The following is an 18,894-nucleotide window of genomic DNA, read 5'->3' on the forward strand; positions in this document are numbered from 1 at the left end:
CGAGGCCGCTTGCGATGCGTCCGGCGGCATCGATGCGAGTCTTTTACGCGCTAACCTTTGGATAACGGCAGCGTTCGGAACAGGTTGAGGGTGGGAGGTGAAAAAAAGTTGGTGGGGTGCGCCTAGCCGGCCGCACCTAGCCGGCCGCACCAAATTCCTTCATCGCCGGGATGAAGTCGTGGTTGATCTCCTGCTTGCGCGACAACTTCGCCAGCACGTAGCGCTTGAACGGTTCCAGCTCCGCCCACCGCGCGGCGCTCGGACCCGCGAGGCCCGCCAGCTTCGCCTGACGCTCGACGCTTTGAGGCACGCTCGCCGTGTCGCGCCACGCGGGCGCTTCGTCCGGCGTGAACCACTCCGGTTCGACGTTCGCGTGAGTGCGCAGCATCTCGAACAGCGCGTGATCGAAGTTGGGCTCGATCTCCGCATCGTCTTCGACGGGAAAACGCGCGAGCAGCTTGCGGTCCTCCAGCGGCAGCATTTGCCATTGCGCGAGCGAAATGCGCAGCCCGAAACGATCGAGATTGAAGCGAACCGACATCGGGATGTAGGTGAAATTCTCCGACGACTCCACCTCGAAGTTGAACAGCAGCGGTGCTTCGTTGAGTCCCATGACAGTTTCCTCTTGGATGACGGGCAACGCACAAGGCCAGCTTGAGGTATTTTAGAACCTTATTCGTGCGTCGGCGGCGCGGCATGGCCGGGCGCACGCACGGCATCAACGGAGTGAATCAGCGTGAACGAACTGCAAACAGGCCAGCCCGGCGCGGTGGAGCGTCAGGTGCACCGCCATCGCGGCGCGGCGGTCGAAACGGTCGCCGACCACGTCGGCCAGGAGTGGCCGGTCGCGCTCGTCTTCAACGGCATCTCGCATGCGGTGATGATGTGCACGCCGCGCGATCTCGAAGCATTCGCCGTCGGCTTTGCGATTTCGGAAGGGATTGTCGAGCGCGGCAGCGACATTCAGGACATCGAGGTCGAACTGCATGACGACGGCGAATTGCCGCACGCCGAGGTGCAATTGCAGGTCGTGCAGCAGGCGTTCGTCGCACTGAAGGAAAAGCGCCGCGCGTTGGCCGGCCGCACCGGCTGCGGCGTGTGCGGCATCGAAAGCATCGATCTGCTCGATCTGAAGCCGGAACGCGTGCCCGATACCGGCTTTTTGCAGCGGCTCGCGCCCGACGCGATCGCGCGCGCGGCCCGCGAATTGCCCGCGCATCAGGCGTTGACGCGCCTCACCGGCGGCCTGCACGCCGCCGCGTGGTGCGACGCCGCGGGCGCGATCCGCTACGCGTTCGAAGACGTCGGCCGCCACAACGCGCTCGACAAACTGATCGGCCAGCTCGTGCTCGATCGCGCGGATACCAAAGAGGGCTTCGTGTTTCTGTCGAGCCGCGCGAGCTATGAACTCGTGCGCAAAGCCGCGCGCGTCGACGTGCCGATGCTCGCGACAATCTCCGCGCCGTCGTCGCTGGCGATTGCGATTGCCCGCAAGGCCGGCGTGCGGCTCGTCAGCTTCTGCCGCGAAACCAGCTACGTCGATTACGACACGGCGCAGCCCTGAGCGGCTCCTGCGAGCATCGCCAAGTGGGCGCTTTGCAGCCGCCCCGCTCGTTCAGTCGAATTGCCGGAAGTCCGGCTTGCGCTTCTCGAAGAACGCCTTGAACGCCTCACGCGCTTCGGGCGCGATCAGCATCTTGCCGAAGTGCAGCGCTTCCTCCGACATCTGCGTTTGCAGTTCCTGGTGGCTCGCGCGCTTCATCAGGCTCTTGGTCACGCGCAATGACGACGCCGGCAACGCGGCGAGCTTCGCGGCTTGCGATGCCGCGAACGCGTCGACTTCCGCAGCCGGCAACACGCGATTCACGAAGCCCATGCGTTGCGCTTCGGCGGCGTCGAACGCCTCGCCGAGCAGCAGCTTTTCCGCCGCGGCCTGATAGCCCGCGACGCGTTGCAGCAGCAAACTCGACGCCGCTTCCGGACACAGCCCGAGTTGCGCGAACGGCAGCGAGAAGCTCGCCGAATCCGCGGCATAGACCAGATCGCAATGCAGCAGCAAGGTCGTGCCGATGCCCACCGCCGGCCCCGCGACCGACGCCACCACCGGCTTTTCCGCCGAACTGATCGCGCGCAGGAACTGGAACACCGGCGCGTTTTCGCCCATCGGCGGCGCCTTCATGAAGTCTTCGAGATCGTTGCCCGCGCTAAAAATGCCCGCGCTGCCGCGAAACAGAATGGCGCGCACGGACGCGTCGGCTTGCGCGTCGACCAACGTGTCGGCCATCGTCTGATACATCGCGGCCGTGATCGCGTTCTTCTTGTCCGGCCGGTTGAAGGCAATCGTCAGCACACCGTTGGCGCGCTCGACCAGAATGTCCGTCGTCATGTTCGTCTCCTTCATGTGCTACAGAATCTGCTGTAGTAAAAGCAAAAACGGTTCGCAAGCGCGAGGCCTGCGAACCGTTGCGAGCGCCTTAACGGCATGCCGCGTGCACCGAAGCGAGCCGTATCACAGCCGCTCGATGATGCCCGCCGCGCCCATGCCGGTGCCGACGCACATCGTCACCATGCCGTACTTGTAGTTGCGGCGGCGCAAGCCGTGCACGACCGTCGACGCACGAATCGCGCCCGTCGCGCCCAGCGGATGGCCAAGCGCGATCGCGCCGCCGAGCGGGTTGATCTTCGACGGATCGAGGCCCAGGTCCTGAATCACCGCGAGCGATTGCGCGGCGAACGCTTCGTTCAACTCGATCCAGTCGAGGTCGTCCTGTGTCAGATCCGCGGCCTTCAGCGCGGCCGGAATCGCTTCCTTCGGCCCGATGCCCATGATTTCCGGCGGCACGCCGCGCACCGCGAAGCTGACGAAGCGCGCGAGCGGCGTCAGGTTGAACTGCTTGAGGATCTTCTCCGACACGACGATCAGTGCGCCCGCGCCGTCCGAGGTCTGCGAGCTGTTGCCGGCCGTCACCGAGCCCTTGTTCGCGAACACCGTGCGCAGTTTCGCGAGACCTTCGAGCGACGTGTCGGCGCGTGGGCCTTCGTCGAGCGAGACTTCGCGCGTTTTAACGCGCACTTCGCCCGTGGTGAGATCGGGGAAGCGCTCAGTGACCGTGTACGCGGCGATCTCGTCGTTGAACTCGCCGGACTGCTGAGCGGCGATCGCGCGGCGATGCGATTCGACCGAGAACGCGTCTTGCGCTTCGCGGCTGATCTTCCAGCGCTCGGCGACTTTCTCGGCGGTCAGGCCCATGCCGTACGCAATGCCAACATCTTCATTGCGATCGAAGATATGCGGCGACAGCGACGGCTTGTTGCCCATCATCGGCACCATGCTCATCGACTCGCAGCCGCCCGCGATCAGCGCGTCCGATTCGCCGACGCGGATGCGGTCCGCGGCCATCGCCAACGCGGTCAGGCCCGACGCGCAGAAGCGGTTCACCGTGACGCCGCCGACCGACTGCGGCAGGCCCGCGAGCAGCGCGCCCATGCGGGCCACGTTCAGGCCTTGCTCGGCCTCGGGAATCGCGCAGCCGACAATCGCGTCTTCGATCACCTTCGTGTCGAGGCCGGGCACTTGCGCCACGGCGGATCGGATTGCATGCACCAGCAGTTCGTCGGGGCGCGTGTTCTTGAACACGCCGCGCGGCGCCTTGCCGATCGGCGTGCGGCTCGCGGCGACGATATATGCGTCTTGCAATTGCTTGCTCATTTGTTTCTCCGAAATTTGCGCGCGTCGCTATTAGTTCCGCACCGGCTTGCCGGTTTGCAGCATGCCCATGATCCGCTCCTGCGTCTTCTGCGTGCCGAGCAGATCGACGAACGCGCGGCGCTCGAGTTGCAGCAACCATTCTTCGTCGACGAGACTGCCGCCTTCCACGTCGCCGCCGCACACGGCTTCGGCGATGCGGCTCGCGATCAGGAAATCGTGCTCGCTGATGAAGCGGCCGTCGCGCATGTTCACGAGCGATGCCTTGATGGTCGAGATCGCCGAGCGTCCGGCAACCGGCACTTGCGTGACGCGCAGCGGCGGACGATAGCCCGCGCCGGCGAGTGCGCGCGCTTCCTTCTTCGCGACGTCGAGCAACTCGAACACGTTGAACACAATCGTGTCCGACGGCTTCAGATAACCCATCGCGCGGGCGTCGAGCGCGGACGCCGACACCTTCGCCATCGCCGCGTTTTCGAACGACTTCTGCACGAACTTCAGCAGATCGTTGGTCGCGCCGACTTGCGTCGCGGCCTCGGCCGCGCGCAACGCCGCTTCCTTCAGGCCGCCGCCAGCAGGCACGAGACCCACGCCGACTTCCACGAGACCGATATAGCTTTCGATGTGCGCAACGCGCTTCGCGCTATGCAGCAGCAACTCGCAGCCGCCGCCGAGCGCAATGCCCGACACTGCGGCCACAACCGGCACGCTCGCGTACTTCACGCGCAGCATGCCTTGCTGGAACTTCTTCACGAACGGCTCGATGCCTTTCGCGCCGCCCATCATGAACGCGGGCATCGCTTCTTCGAGGTTCGCGCCCGCCGAGAACGGGCCGCCCGGCGCGCCGAGTTTCAGCGACGTCGGCTGCCAGATCACGAGACCCTTGTAGTCCTTCTCGGCCAGTTCGATGGCCTGCGTCAAACCGTCGATCACCGACGGTCCGATCGTGTTCATCTTGCTCTTGAACGACACGATCAGAACATCGTTCTCGCCGGCGCGGTCGTCGACCCATGCGCGCACCGCGTCCGTTTCGAATAGCGTCTTGCCGTAAGTCTTCGGGTCCGCAGCCGTTTCGCCGACGAGTGGTGCGCGGAACACCTGGCGCTCATACACGCCAAGCGACGAGCGCGGCACGAACGTCTTCGAAGCCGGCGACCACGAACCTTCGTTCGTATGCACGCCGCCCTTTTCGGCGACGGGACCGTCGAGCACCCACGAAGGCAATGGCACAGTCGAGAGCGCCTTGCCTGCCGCGATGTCTTCCTGCACCCATTCGGCGACCTGCTTCCAGCCGGCTGTCTGCCAGCCTTCGAACGGACCTTCGTTCCAGCCGAAACCCCAGCGGATGGCGAGGTCGACGTCGCGCGCGTTATCGGCGATGGATTCCAGATGCACGCCGATGTAGTGGAACACGTCGCGGAAAATGGACCACAGGAACTGCGCCTGCGGGTGCTCCGATTCGCGCAGCAGTTTCAGCCGCTCAGCCGGCGGACGCTTCAGAATGCGGCCGACGAGTTCGTCGGCCTTCGCGCCGCCATCCACGTACTCGCCCGTTTTCGGGTCGAGCACCTTGATCGCCTTGCCTTCTTTCTTGTAGAAGCCGCCGCCCGTCTTCTGACCGAGCGCGCCCTTCTTCACGAGTTCGGCGAGCACGGCCGGCGTTTCGTAGACCGGGAAGAACGGATCGTCCTTCAGGTTGTCCTGCATCGTCTTGATGACGTGCGCCATCGTGTCGAGACCCACGACATCAGCAGTACGGAACGTGGCCGACTTCGCACGGCCGAGACGCGAGCCGGTCAGGTCGTCCACTTCGTCGAAACGCAGGCCGAATTTTGCGGCCTCGGTAATCACGGCGAGAATCGAGAAAATGCCGACGCGATTCGCGATGAAGTTCGGCGTGTCTTTCGCGCGCACGACGCCCTTGCCGACCACGCTCGTCAGGAACGTTTCGAGTTGATCGAGAATTTCCGGGCGCGTGGTCGCGGTCGGGATCAGTTCGACCAGATGCATGTAGCGCGGCGGATTGAAGAAGTGCACGCCGCAAAAGCGCGCCTTGAGTTCGTCCGCGAAACCTTGCGACAACTCGGTGATCGACAGGCCCGACGTGTTGGTCGCGAAGATCGCGTTCGGCGCGATGTGCGGCGACACCTTCTTGTACAGGTCGTGCTTCCAGTCCATGCGCTCGGCGATCGCTTCGATCACGAGGTCGCATTCGGCGAGCTTCTCGATGTCGTCGTCGTAATTCGCGGGCTGAATGTACTGCGCGTCGTCCTTCACGCCGAACGGCGCGGGCGACAGCTTCTTCAGATTCTCGATCGCCTTCAACGCGATGGCGTTCTTCGGACCTTCCTTTGCGGGCAGGTCGAACAGCAGCACCGGCACCTTGGCGTTGATCAGGTGCGCGGCGATCTGCGCGCCCATCACGCCGGCGCCGAGCACGGCTACCTTGCGAATGATCAGATTGCTCACGTCGTTCCTCCGGGGAGTTATGCGGTGTCGCGAATGTGTCGCGGATATCTCGACTACTTCGCGATGGATGGGGCCGGCAAAGTCGCCGCGTCGTTGGAACCCGCGCGGCGACTTTCCGTGAGTTGATTTAGAACAGCGCTTCTTCGTAGTCCATCAGCGGCTTGGAACCGGCGCGCGCCTGGCGAATCGTCATGGCCGTTTCGGGCAGCAGCTTCGCGAAGTAAAAGCGCGCGGTGGCGAGCTTGGCCTTGTAGAACGGATCGCCCGATGCTTCGTTATCCAGCGCGACGCGCGCCATGCGCGCCCAGAAGTACGAGAACACGAGGTGCCCGACGGTGCGCAGATACGGCACGGCCGCAGCGCCCACTTCGTCCGGATTCTGCATGGCCTTCATGCCGATTTCCATCGTCAGCTTCTGCACCTTTTCGCCGATGTCGGCGAGCGGGTTGATGAACTCCTGCATCTCCGGCTTGATGCCTTCGGCTTCGACAAACTCGGTCACGAGCTTGCCGAACTTCTTCATCTTCGCGCCCATGTCGCCGAGAATCTTGCGGCCGAGCAGGTCGAGCGCCTGAATCGCGTTCGTGCCTTCGTAGATCATGTTGATGCGCGCGTCGCGCACGTACTGCTCCATGCCCCACTCGGCGATAAAGCCGTGGCCGCCGTAAATCTGCATCGCGTGATTCGTGCCTTCGAACGCGTTGTCCGACAGGAACGCTTTCAGGATCGGCGTGAGCAGCGCGACCAGATCGGCGGCTTCCTTGCGCACGGATTCGTCGGCGTGCGACAGCTCCTTATCGATGTGCAAAGCGGACCAGTACGAGAACGCGCGCGCGCCTTCGGCATAGGCCTTTTGCGTGAGCAGCATGCGGCGCACGTCCGGATGCACGATGATCGGATCAGCGGCTTTGTCCGGCGCCTTCGGGCCGGTCAGCGAGCGCATCTGCAGACGTTCTTTCGCATACGTCAGCGAGTTCTGGTACGCGACTTCGGTCAAGCCCAAACTCTGCATGCCGACGCCCAGACGCGCAGCGTTCATCATCACGAACATCGCGTTCAAGCCTTTGTTCGGCTCGCCGACGAGCCAGCCCTTCGCGTTGTCGAGATTGATCACGCAGGTCGCGTTGCCGTGAATGCCCATCTTGTGTTCGATGGAACCGCACTTCACGCCATTGCGTTCGCCGGGCTCGCCCGCATCGTTCGGCACGAACTTCGGCACGATGAAAAGCGAAATGCCCTTGGTGCCCTTGGGCGCGTCCGGCAGACGCGCGAGCACGAGGTGAACGATGTTCTCCGCAAGATCATGCTCGCCGCTGGAGATGAAAATCTTCGTGCCGCTGATCGCATACGAGCCGTCGCTATTCGGCTCGGCCTTGGTGCGCAGAATGCCGAGGTCGGTGCCGCAATGCGGCTCGGTCAGACACATGGTGCCGGTCCATACGCCCGACACCAGCTTCGGCAGATACACCTTTTGCAGTTCCGGCGTGCCGTGCGCGTGCAGGCATTCGTATGCGCCGTGCGAGAGGCCGGGGTACATCGTCCATGCCTGGTTCGCCGAATTCAGCATTTCGTAGAGCGCGTTGTTGACGAACGCGGGCAGCCCCTGGCCGCCGTACTCGGGATCGCAACCGAGCGCGGGCCAGCCGGCTTCAACGTACTGTTGATAGGCTTCCTTGAAACCCTTCGGCGTGGTCACGACGCCGTCGCCGACGTACGTGCAGCCTTCCTGGTCGCCACTGTGATTCAGCGGAAACAGCACTTCGGAGCAGAACTTGCCGGCCTCTTCGAGCACGGCGTTGATCGTCCCGGCGTCGAGATCCGCGTGCTTCGGCATCTGCTTGATCTCGGCTTCGACGTTAAGCAGCTCGTGCAACACGAATTGCATGTCGCGCAGCGGCGCGGCGTACTGTCCCATGAGTCTCTCCAAAGTTTAAACATGAAGCCAGGCCGTTAGCTGCACGCGCGACGCGGATCGGCTCTCTGCTAACGGCTTTCGCTTTGATACGAAACAATCAGTTTTTCCAACGCGGCCCACGTCAGACGCACCGCATCCGGCAGATGCAGGAAACGCGCGTCGTGATGCAGACCCAGCGTGAAGCTGTACAGTTCGAACAGCATCAATTGCGGATCGGTGTCCGCGCGCAGATGCCCTTCTTCCATTGCCTGCGAAATCGCGCGAGTGAGCGCCGCGCGCCACATCGTCACGCTCGACACCAGTTGTTCGCGCACCTGGCTGTCCGCGCGGTCGTCGTATTCAACGGCGCCGCTGATGTAGATGCACCCGGTGGTCACTTCCTGAATGCGTTTCTCGATCCAGCGCGAGATCATCGCGCGCAAACGCGGCAATCCGCGAGGCTCGCGCAGGCTCGGGAAAAACACCTCGTCTTCGAAACGACGGTGATATTCGCGCACGACTTCCACCTGCAAGTCCTCGCGCGACCCGAAATGCGCGAACACACCGCTTTTGCTCATCTGCATGCGCTCGGCCAGGAGGCCAATCGTCAGACCTTCGAGTCCGTCGCGGCTTGCAAGATCAAGTGCTGCATCGAGAATTGCGGCTCGCGTTTGTTCGCCTTTTCGCATAGCTTTTACCGTTCTAATGTGACCGAAAGAAAATCGAACGGCCGTACTATTATTGAGTGGCGCCGTCCGCGAAACAAGGACTTTATTAGAAACCGGTTTCTAACCTGGCTTCAATTTTGGGGCATGTAGCAATCAGAGGAATCGGATTTTTTAGAGGGGTTTGTCGTCAGGCAGTTTTGCATTGCTCCATCTGCTTCCTCGAACTGCGCAGCCGGCTGACATGATGCAGCAGCGCAAGCGAATCTAGAACACGTTTAAGCTCCGATTGCGTAGCGCTGCTTGAGTGCCTCGCATGTCCGCGCGAGCACGTCGTCCCAGTCGTCGCGCTGAGTTTGCGTCGGTATCCGCGAAGTCCGTGAGATCGGCGGTCCAGTCCGTTAGGCGCGCCTGGCTGGCCGGATCGGCCAGCTTGGCGGGATCATCGGTCTTTTGCAGACTGATCCAGCGGATCTGATCGAGCGCGAAGAGCGGCGCAAGCTGAGCTGCGCTGAGGCTGCGCCGGCGATCCACGGCGATGCCCGAATGACCGCCCGCCCATACCACGCCGATGCGCGGCAAGTGCGCGTCCGGCAACGTGTCGAGCCGCGCGCGCCAGGCGGCGGCACGCGTCATATCGGCGTGGAGATACGGCGTGTCCGCCGGGATGGTCGCGACTTGCGTGCCGAACGCCATCGGCAACGACATCAGCGGGCAATAGCGATCCCAGCTCGCAACATCGGACGCCGGCTCGTCGAGCAGCACGAGCCCCGGCCAGCGCGAACACAGCGATTCTGCGTACAGGCGACGCAGCGGCGCCGGGCATACATAGCCGACCTGCGCGAACAGTTCGAGCGCCATTGGCAGGTAGCGCGCGAATTGCAGACTGTCGCCGTAGCCTTGCTCGTCGAGCACGAGCAGACGTTCGCTGCGCATACGTTTCGGCTCCGCGGTGCCGACCACGGCGGGGCTTTCGCCCCACCAGCGCGGCAACGGCGCCTGGATGGGCACTCGCGCGGGACTTCCGTCGGCGTGACGGAAGCTGACCCAGCGGTCTTCGAAATATGGCCAGGCTTCCTGATAACGGCCGGTGGCGAGCAGCAGCATCGACAGGTTATTGCGTGCGACGAGATTGGCCGGCGCGAGTTCGAGCGCGCGCCGGTAGTGATGCTCGGCTTCCTGTAGAGCGCCCAGGTCCGCGAAGATGCGGCCGAGGTTGTTGTGCGCCGCGGAGTGGCCAGGTTCAATCTTGATCGTCCGACGGTAACTGACTGCCGCGTCTTCCGGACGGTCGAGATGTTGCAGCGTCAACGCCAGGTTGTAGTGAAGCGCAGTGAACTCCGGCTGCAGTGCGAGCCCCTTGCGCAAACTGTCGACGGCTCCGTCGTGATCGCCCAGTCTGAGTTGAATCGCGTACAGCGTGTTGTAGAGGTTCGCTTCCGGACCGAGCTCGATCGCCCGCTCGATCCAGTGTTGCGCCACTTCAGGCTGGCCGGCGGCAAGCGCGAGCAGGCCCTCGAGATGCATGGCGCCGGTGTGCTCGCCGTCCAGCGTCAGGATTTGCGCGGCGAGCGCGTGGACGGTGTCGTGGCGACCGGCCCGGTACGCTGCCAGAGCCTGGTCATGCAGGCTTGATATGTTGCTGTTATCGGATGCGGCTTCGGAATGCGCTGGCATGGGACGGACGGACCTCGATGACTGGCCGGTGGCTTCGCGCCGCTCACGGTGCGCGGTGCAGTGCCATCGGCGCACGCTGCTTGATGGCAGAGGTCTTTGACGCCGACGCATGGGCTCGCATGGGCTCGCATCTTCTCGCGTCGGGCGCTTGACCGCTGGTGAGCGGCGATTATGGTTTCGGGGTCCGCGAAGGGGCTGCGCGAAACGTCTGAAAGACATCGGGAAATGGTTGAGCGTGCTTGTGAAGCGTCGGCCTTATCCGCTAATCGTAGCCGCCCACCGTCAGCACCTTCATCGCCAGCCGGTACGTCGTGTAGGCGAGCCAGTTAAGCAGCCGTTCGCCGGCCGGACGCGCGTCGTAGTGCGCCTCGTCGATGCGCCGCGAGTCCTTGAACGCGACGAGGATCGCTTCGCGAAGCGCGTCGACCGACGGATCGTTCACCAGCACGACGTTGGCCTCGTTGTTCAGCATGAGGCTGAGCGCGTCGAGATTGGACGAACCCACGGTCGCCCAGTTCGAGTCGACCACCGCGACCTTGCCGTGCAGCATGGTCTTCTCGTACTCGGCGATCTGCACGCCCGCCCGCAGCAACGCGCGATAGAGAAAAGGCACCGCGTAGTCGAGCGCCTTGAACTCCTTGCGGCCGATAATCAGCTTCACCACGACGCCGCGCCGCGCCGCATACACGAGCGCGCGACGCAGCTTGCGGCCAGGCATGAAGTACGGATTCGCGAGCAGCACCTCGTTACGCGCCTGGCCGATCGCCGTCAGATACGCCTTTTCGATGGCGCGCCGATTGATCAGGTTGTCGCGCGCGACGAACGCGACGCACGGTTCGCCGCCCGCCCACAGTTCTTCGTTGCGGCGCCGACGGCGACGGCGCAGGCTGCCGAGCGACGCGGACGTCTTCGGACTGAGATCGGGCTCGAGCGACTCCACCGGCCGATGCCCGACGCGAATCCGCCGCCATTGCACTTCGAACGCCTGGCGCACGTCGCTCACCACCGGCCCGTGCAGTTCGACCGCGAAATCCCAGCGCCGGTACGGCAGCGTCTCGCCGTTGTTTTCGTAATCGTCGACGATGTTGATGCCGCCGCAATACGCAAACGCGTCGTCGATCACGGCCAGCTTGCGGTGCGTGCGCGAGAAACCGAAGCGCCCGAAAATGTGCGGGTTGTAGATGCGATGCTCGATGCCCGCGCCGGTCCACTCGTCGAACATCGGCAGGCGGGCGGTGCCGACACCGTCGGTGATCACGCGCACACGCACGCCGCGCGCCGCAGCGCGCAGCAGCGCCGCGTTGACCATCTGCCCGGCCTCGTCGTAGCAAAAGATATAGGTTTCGAGAACCACGTCGCGCTCGGCGGCATCCACACGCTGCACAAGCGCGCTGAAGAACTCGTCGCCGGAGCGCAGCAGCTTGACGTCGTTGCCGCTCGTGAAGCGGTAGCGCTGCCAATAGCGGCGGCCGAGCAGCGATTGCCGCAGACGGGCGAAACGGCGTGCGCCGCCGACGCTCATCGGCGAGACTCCGAACGCTTGCGCAACCTGCTCGGCAACTGCAGGATCGCATCCGCATTCGACGACGAAAAGCAGCGCGACGCCGCCTCTTCATGCGGCAGCCAAAGAAACGCGGTGTGCTCGCGCGGCGCGAGCGTGACTTCGAGGCGCTCGGGCACTTCCACGCTGAACCAGTGCTCGGTGTTGTGGATCACGCCTTCGGCATAGCGATGCAGAAACTGCGGATAGATCTCGTATTCGATCGAGTATTGCCAGTCGAACAGCGCGCTTTGCGGCACAGCAGCGCTGCCGATCACGATGCCGGTTTCCTCGGCCACTTCGCGCATGGCCGTTTCGGCGAGCGGTTCGTCGAGCCGGTCTTTCGAACCCGTCACCGACTGCCAGAACCCCGGCATATCGGCGCGCTCGATCAACAGCACATCGAGCGAGGGCGTATGAATGACGACGAGTACGGACTGCGGGATCTTCGGCGGTTTCGGCATGATGTGAAAACTGGGCGCAATGCTTGCGCGATACATGTCGGCGGGTGGTCCAATGAACAGTCGAAAGCTGTTGCATCGACTGTAACGCAAAAAACGAAAAAGGCGCCGGAGTTTCCTCCCGCGCCTTTTCGTTTTGCTTCTGCTGTCGTTTTCAGACAGCACCCGGCATCAAATCGTCACGCCTTCGGTTCCGGCGTGCGCAGACGGATGTGCAACTCGCGCAGCTGGCGCTCGTCCACTTCGCTCGGCGCCTGCGTGAGCAGATCTTGCGCGCGCTGCGTCTTCGGGAACGCGATCACGTCGCGGATCGAATCGGCGCCGGCCATCATCGTGACGATGCGGTCCAGACCGAACGCGATGCCGCCATGCGGAGGCGCGCCGTACTGCAACGCGTCGAGCAGGAAGCCGAACTTGGCTTGCGCTTCTTCGGCGTTGATCTTGAGCGCGCGGAACACCTTGCTCTGCACTTCCTCGCGGTGGATACGCACCGAGCCGCCGCCGATTTCCCAGCCGTTCAGCACCATGTCGTAAGCCTTCGCGAGGCAACGCGCCGGGTCCGATTCCAGGTACTCGAGGTGCTCGTCTTTCGGGCTCGTGAACGGATGATGCGCGGCGACGTAGCGGTTGTCTTCCTCGTCGTATTCGAACATCGGGAAGTCGACCACCCACAGCGGCTTCCAGCCCGACTCGACCAGACCGTTGGCCTTGCCGAATTCCGAATGGCCGATCTTCAGACGCAGCGCGCCGAGGCTGTCGTTCACCACCTTCGCGCGATCCGCCGCGAAGAAGATGATGTCGCCGTCTTGCGCGCCGGTGCGCTCGATAATCGCCTTGACCGCTTCGTCATGCAGGTTCTTGACGATTGGGCTTTGCAGACCGTCGCGGCCCTTCGCCACTTCGTTGACCTTGATCCACGCGAGACCCTTCGCGCCGTAAATGCGCACGAATTCCGTATAGCTGTCGATGTCGCCACGCGAAAGCTCGCCGCCCTTCGGCACGCGGATGGCCGCAACGCGGCCGTCTTTCGAGTTGGCCGGCGTGCTGAACACCTTGAATTCGACGTCTTTAACCGCGTCGGTCAGGTCGGTGAATTCGAGCTTCACGCGCAGGTCCGGCTTGTCCGAACCGAAGCGGCGCATGGCTTCCGAATACTCCATGACCGGGAATTTCTCGTCGAGCGAAACGCCGATCGTTTCCTTGAACACATGACGGATCATCGCCTCGAACAGATCGCGAATTTCCTGTTCCGACAGGAACGAGGTTTCGCAGTCGATCTGCGTGAATTCCGGCTGACGGTCGGCGCGCAGGTCTTCGTCGCGGAAGCACTTGGTGATCTGGTAGTAGCGGTCGAAGTTCGCCACCATCAAGAGCTGCTTGAAGAGCTGCGGCGACTGCGGCAGCGCGAAGAACTGACCGGGGTTCGTACGCGACGGCACCAGGTAGTCGCGCGCGCCTTCCGGCGTGCTCTTGGTCAGCATCGGCGTTTCGATGTCGATGAAGCCGAGCGTGTCGAGGTACTTGCGCACTTCGATCGCGACGCGGTAACGCAGACGCAGGTTGTGCTGCATCTGCGGACGGCGCAGATCGAGCACGCGATGCGTGAGGCGCGTGGTTTCCGACAGGTTGTCGTCGTCGAGCTGGAACGGCGGCGTGACCGACGCGTTCAGCACGATCAGCTCGTGGCACAGCACTTCGATCTTGCCGCTCTTGAGCGCGGCGTTCGTCGTGCCTTCGGGACGCGCGCGCACCACGCCCTTGATCTGCAGACAGAACTCGTTGCGCACGTCTTCGGCCGCCTTGAACATCTCCGCGCGATCCGGGTCGCAGACGACCTGAACGAGGCCTTCGCGGTCACGCAGGTCGATGAAGATAACGCCGCCGTGGTCGCGGCGGCGGCTGACCCAGCCGCACAGCGAGACGGTTTGGCCCAGTAGTTCTTCGGTCACCAGACCGCAGTATTCAGATCTCATCGACATGATGTTTGACTTTCGTTTTGCATTGGTTGATCGGCGCGCCGCAGTTCGACACTGCGTGAAACGTTGCGCGCCGGCATTACAGCGGAGGCTCGACTGTCGTGCGGCGCACCGGCGCCGGAGGCGCGGACGGCGCCACGACGCCCATCGAGACGATGTACTTGAGCGCGGCGTCGACCGTCATGTCGAGTTCGATCACTTCGCTCTTGGGCACCATCAGGAAGAAGCCGGACGTTGGATTCGGCGTGGTCGGCACATAAACGCTGACGTGATCTTCTTTCAGGTGATTGATCACGTCGCCGCCCGGAATGCCGGTCAGAAACGCAATCGTATAGCAGCCGCGGCGCGGGTATTCGATGAGCAGCGCCTTGCGAAACGCGTTGCCGCTGCTCGACAGCAGCGTGTCGGACACCTGCTTGACGCTCGTGTAGATCGGCCCGACCACGGGAATGTGCGCGACCACGACTTCCCACCACTTCACGAGCTTCTGCCCGACGAAGTTCTGAGTCAACAGCCCGACGACAAAGATGAATGCCAGTGTCAGCACCGCGCCGAGGCCGGGCAGGCGGAAACCGAACACGCGCTCGGGCTGCCATGCGCGCGGCAGCAGCAATAGCGTCTGATCCATCGTGCCGATGATCAGACCGAGCACCCACAGCGTGATGGCCAAAGGCACCAGCACCAGGAGGCCAGTCAGAAACACCGATTTGAGCGTCGTTTTTTTCGTCGTCATGTGTACCGCCAGAAAGCCGCGCCGCCGAAGCAATGCGCGGCGTGTGCGCCGCCCGCGAGGGCGGCAGTGCTACTAGACGCTGCTGGAGCCGCTTGCGGGCGTGCTGGCCGCCGGCGTTGCAGCCGGTGCTGCCGGCGCCGCGGCTGAACTGCTGGCTGCGGCTGTGTCGGGTTTGGCGGCGCCGTTGCTGGCAGCCGCGGCGTTCTCGCCCGAGGCGCCGTTGGCAGCGCCATTCGACGCGCCGTTGGCGTCGGCCTTCGCGGGCGCGCCGCTGTTGCCGCCGCGGAAGTCGGTCACGTACCAGCCGGAGCCCTTCAACTGGAAGCCCGCGGCCGTGACCTGTTTGCGAAAAGTGTCTTTCCCGCACTCGGGACATTGCGTCAACTGGGGGTCGCTCATCTTCTGAAGGACGTCCTTCCCAAAGCCGCATGACTCGCAACGATAAGCGTAGATCGGCATGACCTGTTCCCTACTGAAATCTTGTAAACGCTTGCAAAGCCTTGAATTATAGCCGCAAACCGTAACGCTCCCCGGCATTTTGGGGATGAGCGTCCGGCGCAGCCGCCGTCGCGCCAGATGGGGGCGCTTGCATGAAAAATCAAGGGCCGCGCGAGCGATGGTCAGGCGCCGCGGCGCTCGAACCGGCAGCGGCAGCGGCCCCGGCCTCGGCGGGCGACGCTCGACGTTCAGCCTCGGCGGCGCCACGTCAGCCAACGCTCGCGTCCCGCAAACACCGCGATCGAATCGCTGACCGCCTCATCTTCGATCAGTTCGAAATGCGGCGTGAGCAGCGTCTCGAGTTCAGCGCGCTCGATGCCGAACGGCGGCCCTTTCGGCGTCGCTCCGATAAAAAAGAAGCCGGCGAGCAGCGCGCCTGCCGGCAACAGTTCGGCCATGCGGCGCGCATAGTCGTCGCGGCGCGCAGGCGGCAACGCGCACAGAAACGCGCGCTCGTAGATCCATGCGGGCGCAAACGGCGGCTCGTAGCTGAAAAAATCCGCCTGTTCGACGAGCTGTGCATGCTGTTCGCCCAACTGCGCGCGCGCCGCCGCGACGGCTGCGTGCGAAAAGTCGATGGCGCGCACCGGACTGCCGTGCGCGGCCAGCCAGGCCGCTTCGTAGGCGCTGCCGCAGCCGGGAATCAGCACCGCCTCGCCGGCATGACGCCCAGCAAACGACTGAAACGCCGACGGCACGCCCGCCTGGTCCCACGGCGTGAAATGACGCTCGAAACGCTCGTCCCAGAACGCCGGCGAATTCGGATCGCGGCTTTCGAAATCGGGCATCGGGGATTGGGTCGGATCTTGGCTCGGATCGCTCATCGTTCGCCTCGCATTCGGGCCGCTTAGGCTTCGCTTGGATCAGGCGCCGTACGCCAGCGCGAGGAACACTCGCGCAAGCGCCGCGCCGACACCGACTGCCACGCCGAACAGCAGCAAGCCTTGCAGCAGCCGGTTCGTGCGTTTCTGCTCGAGCAGGATCTGCCGGATCATGTCGTCGTTGCCGACGCGCCCATGATCGTGCCGCTCGGCCAATACATGATGGATCAGCCGCGGCAATTGCGGCAGCGTCTTGCTCCACTGCGGCGCCTCGATCTTCAACCGCTCGTACCAGCCGCGCAGCCCGATCTGCTCGTTCATCCAGCGTTCGAGATAGGGCTTCGCCGTCTTCCACAAATCGAGTTCGGGATCGAGCGAGCGGCCGAGCCCCTCGACGTTGAGCATGGTTTTTTGCAGCAGCACGAGCTGCGGCTGAATTTCGACGTTGAAGCGGCGCGACGTCGAAAACAGGCGCATCAGCACCTGACCGAGCGAAATGTCCTTCAGCGCGCGGTCGAAATACGGCTCGCATACCGCGCGAATCGCGCTTTCCAGTTCCTCGACGCGCGTGGTCGGCGGCACCCAGCCCGACTCGAGATGCAGCGTCGCGACGCGATGGTAGTCGCGCTTGAAAAAGGCGAGGAAGTTCTGCGCGAGGTAGTTCTTGTCGAAGTCCGACAGCGCCCCGATGATGCCGAAATCAAGCGCGATATAGCGGCCGAAGTGCGCCGGATCGAGGCTCACCTGGATGTTGCCGGGGTGCATGTCCGCGTGGAAAAAGCCGTCGCGGAACACCTGCGTGAAGAAAATCTCCACACCTTCGCGCGCGAGCTTCGGAATATCCACGCCCGCCGCGCGCAGCGTATCCACCTGGCTGATCGGCACGCCGACCATGCGCTCCATCACGAGCACGGTGGGCGTGCAAAATTCCCAATACATTTCGGGCACGAGCAGCAGATCGAGCCCGGCGAAATTGCGGCGCAACTGGCTGCCGTTGGCGGCCTCGCGCATCAGATCGAGTTCGTCGTGCAGATACTTGTCGAACTCGGCGACCACTTCGCGCGGCTTCAGGCGCTTGCCGTCGGCCCACAAGCGCTCGGCCCATACGGCGATGTCGCGCAGCAACGCGAGGTCCGAATCAATCACCGGCAGCATGTTCGGGCGCAGCACTTTCACGGCGACAGCCTTGCCCGCGTGCTGCCCGGCCTTCACGGTCGCGAAGTGCACCTGCGCGATGGAAGCGCTGGCCACCGGCACGCGCTCGAAATCGTCGAACAGCACATCGACCGGCGCGCCGAGCGACTTCTCGACGAGCCCGATGGCTACCGTCGAATCGAACGGCGGCACCTGGTCCTGGAGCTTCGCGAGTTCGTTGGCGATGTCGACGGGCAACAGATCGCGCCGCGTCGACAGCACCTGCCCGAACTTGACGAAGATCGGCCCGAGGCTTTCTAGCGCGAGGCGCAAGCGCACGCCAGGCGGCGCGTCGAAATTCCGTCCGAGCGTGGTGATACGCAGCAGCATGCGCACGCGCCGGTCGTTGATGCGGCCGAGCATCATCTCGTCGAGACCGAAGCGGATAACCGTGAAAAAGATCTTGAGGAAACGCAGAAAACGCATAGTGGTGCCCGGTGACTAGCGCGTGCCGCGCAACGTGGCGGCGCTGCCCGGCGCGACGGCGCCGCGGGCTTCGACCTTCTGTTCAAGACGCTGGATGCGTTTTTCGACTCGCGCGAGCGCATCGCGTGCTTGCGCCAGCTCGACGTTGAAGTCGTCGAGCGCGGTGCGGCGCACGAGTTGCGGATTTTCGTCCAGCAGATATTCGGCGGCCGTGTCGAGCAGATTGCGGCCGGTGCGCTGCACATGTTCGCCGACCGTGCGCGCAATCGACGCGACCCGCCACGCGGGGCCGTCGCCGATCAGCTTCGCCAGATCTTCTTCCGGCTCCCAGCGCAAATGCTCCGCCAGTTTGGCGATGACGGTCGCGAACTCGGCGTCGCCGTCGATCTTCACGTGCTTCATGACCGCGGCCTGGCCACCCTGGACGAACGCCGGCAACGCATCCGACGGCACCGAAAGCGTCACGTCGAACTGTTGCGCGTCGGTTTCGCCGAGCGCGCCCAGATAGCCGTCCGGCTGCACGACGAGCGCCAGCACGACCGGCGGCGACGACAGTCGCGCGGTCTTGCCCGCGTAAGGGGCGAGGCGCTCGCGAGCCCACGATTCGCGGGCGAGCAGATGATTGACGGCAGCGACAAAGGGCTTGGCGGCGAGGGTCATTGAAGGTGGCAAGAAAAAACCCGCGGGAGCGACTGCTCGCGCGGGTTCCTATTGTAACGTCCGTTCGCTTCGCGGCCTGCCTGGCTGAACGGCTAATCGTGGGCCTTGATGATCAACCGCGGATCAGCGTCGGGCGACATGTGCGCACGTTGCAAGCGAACCACCGGACGGACG

16 protein-coding genes are annotated in these 18,894 nt (G+C 63.8%); 1 reads left to right on the plus strand and 15 read right to left on the minus strand.

Annotated features, from left to right (window positions below):
• Nucleotides 1–136: 136 nt before the first annotated feature.
• Nucleotides 137–613 carry a nitrate reductase associated protein gene (locus BGRAMDRAFT_RS06810; protein WP_006047955.1) on the minus strand — a complete coding sequence of 159 codons (477 nt, stop codon included), beginning with the start codon at nucleotides 611–613 and terminating at the stop codon, nucleotides 137–139.
• Nucleotides 614–736: 123 nt separating this feature from the next.
• On the opposite strand from BGRAMDRAFT_RS06810, the gene fdhD reads away from it, so the two are divergent.
• Nucleotides 737–1,564, plus strand: a complete 828-nt coding sequence (gene fdhD / locus BGRAMDRAFT_RS06815) for a formate dehydrogenase accessory sulfurtransferase FdhD (protein WP_006047956.1) — start codon at nucleotides 737–739, stop codon at nucleotides 1,562–1,564.
• Between the two features lie 51 nt (nucleotides 1,565–1,615).
• On the opposite strand, the gene BGRAMDRAFT_RS06820 is transcribed toward fdhD, so the two are convergent.
• The 14 genes from BGRAMDRAFT_RS06820 to BGRAMDRAFT_RS06885 form a co-directional block, all read right to left on the minus strand.
• Complete coding sequence (locus tag BGRAMDRAFT_RS06820; protein ID WP_006047957.1) at nucleotides 1,616–2,386, minus strand: enoyl-CoA hydratase; 771 nt, start codon at nucleotides 2,384–2,386, stop codon at nucleotides 1,616–1,618.
• 123 nt (nucleotides 2,387–2,509) lie between these two features.
• On the minus strand, nucleotides 2,510–3,709 hold the full coding sequence (locus BGRAMDRAFT_RS06825; protein WP_006047958.1) for an acetyl-CoA C-acyltransferase: 1,200 nt from the start codon (nucleotides 3,707–3,709) through the stop codon (nucleotides 2,510–2,512).
• Between the two features lie 30 nt (nucleotides 3,710–3,739).
• Nucleotides 3,740–6,175: a 3-hydroxyacyl-CoA dehydrogenase/enoyl-CoA hydratase family protein gene (locus BGRAMDRAFT_RS06830; protein WP_006047959.1), complete on the minus strand. Its 2,436-nt coding sequence runs from the start codon at nucleotides 6,173–6,175 to the stop codon at nucleotides 3,740–3,742.
• A 127-nt stretch (nucleotides 6,176–6,302) separates the two neighbouring features.
• A complete protein-coding gene (locus BGRAMDRAFT_RS06835; protein WP_006047960.1) occupies nucleotides 6,303–8,090 on the minus strand; it encodes an acyl-CoA dehydrogenase C-terminal domain-containing protein in 1,788 nt (595 codons plus the stop codon).
• Nucleotides 8,091–8,158: 68 nt separating this feature from the next.
• Nucleotides 8,159–8,758: a TetR/AcrR family transcriptional regulator gene (locus tag BGRAMDRAFT_RS06840; protein WP_006047961.1), complete on the minus strand. Its 600-nt coding sequence runs from the start codon at nucleotides 8,756–8,758 to the stop codon at nucleotides 8,159–8,161.
• Between the two features lie 243 nt (nucleotides 8,759–9,001).
• A complete protein-coding gene (locus tag BGRAMDRAFT_RS06845; protein ID WP_006047962.1) occupies nucleotides 9,002–10,411 on the minus strand; it encodes a tetratricopeptide repeat protein in 1,410 nt (469 codons plus the stop codon).
• A gap of 262 nt (nucleotides 10,412–10,673) precedes the next feature.
• Nucleotides 10,674–11,933 carry a cardiolipin synthase ClsB gene (gene clsB, locus BGRAMDRAFT_RS06850; protein ID WP_006047963.1) on the minus strand — a complete coding sequence of 420 codons (1,260 nt, stop codon included), beginning with the start codon at nucleotides 11,931–11,933 and terminating at the stop codon, nucleotides 10,674–10,676.
• Entirely contained in the window at nucleotides 11,930–12,415 is a 486-nt protein-coding gene (gene nudB / locus BGRAMDRAFT_RS06855; protein WP_029970480.1) for a dihydroneopterin triphosphate diphosphatase, read from the minus strand. The genes clsB and nudB overlap by 4 nt, the downstream gene beginning before the upstream one ends.
• A 176-nt stretch (nucleotides 12,416–12,591) precedes the next feature.
• A complete protein-coding gene (gene aspS / locus BGRAMDRAFT_RS06860) occupies nucleotides 12,592–14,391 on the minus strand; it encodes an aspartate--tRNA ligase (RefSeq protein ID WP_006047965.1) in 1,800 nt (599 codons plus the stop codon).
• 76 nt (nucleotides 14,392–14,467) lie between these two features.
• On the minus strand, nucleotides 14,468–15,121 hold the full coding sequence (locus tag BGRAMDRAFT_RS06865) for a DUF502 domain-containing protein (RefSeq protein WP_006047966.1): 654 nt from the start codon (nucleotides 15,119–15,121) through the stop codon (nucleotides 14,468–14,470).
• Nucleotides 15,122–15,193: 72 nt separating this feature from the next.
• Nucleotides 15,194–15,580, minus strand: a complete 387-nt coding sequence (locus BGRAMDRAFT_RS06870) for an FmdB family zinc ribbon protein (RefSeq protein ID WP_006047967.1) — start codon at nucleotides 15,578–15,580, stop codon at nucleotides 15,194–15,196.
• Nucleotides 15,581–15,807: 227 nt separating this feature from the next.
• Nucleotides 15,808–16,443: a methyltransferase domain-containing protein gene (locus tag BGRAMDRAFT_RS06875; protein WP_006047968.1), complete on the minus strand. Its 636-nt coding sequence runs from the start codon at nucleotides 16,441–16,443 to the stop codon at nucleotides 15,808–15,810.
• Between the two features lie 39 nt (nucleotides 16,444–16,482).
• Nucleotides 16,483–18,060: a ubiquinone biosynthesis regulatory protein kinase UbiB gene (gene ubiB, locus BGRAMDRAFT_RS06880; RefSeq protein ID WP_006047969.1), complete on the minus strand. Its 1,578-nt coding sequence runs from the start codon at nucleotides 18,058–18,060 to the stop codon at nucleotides 16,483–16,485.
• A 15-nt stretch (nucleotides 18,061–18,075) separates the two neighbouring features.
• Nucleotides 18,076–18,720 carry a ubiquinone biosynthesis accessory factor UbiJ gene (locus tag BGRAMDRAFT_RS06885; RefSeq protein WP_006047970.1) on the minus strand — a complete coding sequence of 215 codons (645 nt, stop codon included), beginning with the start codon at nucleotides 18,718–18,720 and terminating at the stop codon, nucleotides 18,076–18,078.
• Between the last annotated feature and the right edge of the window lie 174 nt (nucleotides 18,721–18,894).

Source organism: Paraburkholderia graminis C4D1M (genome assembly GCF_000172415.1).
Taxonomy (GTDB): Bacteria; Pseudomonadota; Gammaproteobacteria; order Burkholderiales; family Burkholderiaceae; genus Paraburkholderia; species Paraburkholderia graminis.